This is a genomic window from Sandarakinorhabdus sp., from assembly GCF_031422795.1.
GTDB lineage: Bacteria > Pseudomonadota > Alphaproteobacteria > Sphingomonadales > Sphingomonadaceae > Sandarakinorhabdus.
The window spans coordinates 1-2,238 of sequence record NZ_JANPML010000028.1 but is presented as its reverse complement, the minus strand read 5'-3'; the positions used below and the strand labels follow the sequence as shown (position 1 = coordinate 2,238).

Here is a 2,238-nt window from a genome sequence, read left to right as displayed (position 1 = left end):
GGCGATATCGAGCGCCTTGCCGCAATTGTTGCGCTTCAGCAGCGAGATGGCTTCGGGCGCCAGGCGCTTGTCGTCCATCAGGCGGCCACCGGCCAGCGCCGCGCACAGGCCCAGCGTGATTTCGGTCTGCATGTCGGCCAGTTTCTTCTGGATCAGCTGGGTGGCGGCCAGTGGCCGGCCGAACTGGATGCGGTCCAGCGTATATTGCCGCGCCGCGTGCCAGCACCATTCGGCGGCGCCCATCGCGCCCCAGGCAATGCCATAGCGCGCATTGTTGAGGCAGCCGAACGGGCCGGCCAGGCCTTCCACGCCGCGCAGGATACGCTCTTCGGGCAAATGCACATCGGCCAGCACGATCTCGCCGGTCACCCCGGCGCGCAGCGAGAATTTGCCTTCGATCTTGGGCGTGCTGAACCCGGCATCGCCGCGTTCGACGATAAAGCCGCGAATCTTGTCGTCCTCGCACTTGGCCCACACCACGGCGACATCGGCCAGCGGTGAATTGGTGATCCACATCTTGGCGCCGCTCAGCAGCCAGCCGCCCTGCACCTTTTTGGCGCGGGTCTTCATGCCGGCCGGATCGGAACCGGCGTCGGGCTCGGTCAGGCCAAAGCAGCCAATCAATTCGCCGCTGGCCAGGCCGGGCAGATACCGTTCCCGCTGGGCTTCGGAGCCATAGGCATAGATGGGGTGCATCACGAGGCTGGACTGCACGCTCATCGCCGAACGATAGGCCGAATCCACCCGCTCCACTTCGCGCGCGATCAGGCCATAGGCAACGTAGGACGTGCCGGCACAGCCATAACCCTTGATCGTCGGGCCCAACAGGCCGGCGGCGCCGAATTTGGTCATCAGCGCCGGATCAAAGCTCTCGTTGCGGTTGGCCAGCTTCACCACCGGCGCCAGTTCCGCATCGCAGAAGGCGCGCGAGGCATCGCGGATCATGGACTCCTCGTCGGTCAACTGGCTGGCCAGCAGCAGCGGGTCTTCCCAATCCAACTTCGGCCATTTGGGGGCGAAATGCTGAACGTCAGCAGTAGCGGCGGTAGCCATGCAGAAACTCCTTTGCCGGTGTCCTTACGCCGGCAAAGGCCCTTCGCCAAGGCTTGCGCGAACCCAAAAACCGGTTCAGCAAGGAGACATGAAACTCGCCTCGCTGAAATCCGGCCGTGATGGTCGTCTCGTCGTTGTCTCGGAAGATCTGGCCTGGTGCGCCGCGCCGCCGCCCATGTATCCCACCCTGCAATCGGTGCTGGACGATTGGGACCGTGCCGCTTCGGTGCTGGAAGGGGTGGCCTTGTCCTTGTCGCACGATGCGGTGCCGCATTCGCGCTTTCATGAACGTGATGCAGCGGCGCCCCTGCCCCGCGCCTATCAATGGGCCGACGGTTCGGCCTATGTGAACCATGTCGAACTGGTGCGAAAGGCGCGCGGTGCCGAACTGCCGGCCAGTTTCTGGCATGATCCGCTGATGTATCAGGGCGGCAGCGACCTGTTCCTCGCGCCGCGCGATGCAGTGCCGTTCCACGATCCGGCCTGGGGCCTCGATCTGGAAGCCGAGGTGGTTGTGGTTACCGGCGATGTGCGCCAAGGGGCGTCCCGCGAAGAGGCGCTGGCCGCCATTCGCCTGGTTGGCCTGGTCAACGATGTGTCGCTGCGCGGCCTGATCCCCGACGAACTGGCCAAGGGCTTTGGTTTTGTCCAGTCCAAGCCGGCTTCCGCGCTGTCGCCAGTGCTGGTGACGCCGCAGGCGCTGGGTGAGCGCTGGCAGGATGGCAAATTGATGGGCACGCTCAGTGTCGATCTCAATGGCCAGTCATTCGGCCGGATTGAAACCCACACCGACATGACCTTCGATTTCGGCACGCTGATCGCGCATCTGGCGAAAACCCGTGCCATTGGCGCCGGTAGCATCATCGGTTCGGGCACAGTTTCCAACCGCGACAGCGATGGCGGCCCCGGCAAGCCGGTGGCGCAAGGCGGACGCGGCTATGCCTGCATCGCCGAACAGCGCATGGTGGAAACCATCCTGGCAGGGGCGCCAGCGACACCGTGGCTCAGCCCCGGCGACGTGGTGCGCATCGAGATGCTGGATGAGCACAACCACAGCATTTTCGGCGCCATCGAACAGATGGTGGTGGCGGCCTGAACGGGCCGTCGACAAGATGGGTCCGCACCATCACGCCACAGCACCAGACACAAGCCGGGATTCCGCTCCATCACGGATGTAGTGACCCA

Annotated in this window: 2 protein-coding genes; one reads left to right on the top strand and one right to left on the bottom strand. The window is 64.5% G+C overall.

Going from position 1 to position 2,238, the window contains the following annotated elements; all coding sequences use genetic code 11:
• A partial coding sequence (locus RMO81_RS01330) for an acyl-CoA dehydrogenase family protein (RefSeq protein ID WP_310473925.1) occupies positions 1-1,053 on the bottom strand: 1,053 nt, incomplete at its 3' end.
• Positions 1,054-1,141: 88 nt separating this feature from the next.
• Between RMO81_RS01330 and RMO81_RS01325 the strand changes: the two genes are divergently transcribed.
• Positions 1,142-2,149, top strand: a complete 1,008-nt coding sequence (locus RMO81_RS01325; RefSeq protein WP_310473924.1) for a fumarylacetoacetate hydrolase family protein — start codon at positions 1,142-1,144, stop codon at positions 2,147-2,149.
• The last annotated feature ends 89 nt before the right edge of the window (positions 2,150-2,238 follow it).

What these genes read in the sequence shown, in the direction of transcription:
- RMO81_RS01325 (WP_310473924.1), top strand. Translation starts at nt 1,142, where the DNA reads ATGAAACTCGCCTCGCTGAAATCCGGCCGTGATGGTCGTCTCGTCGTT.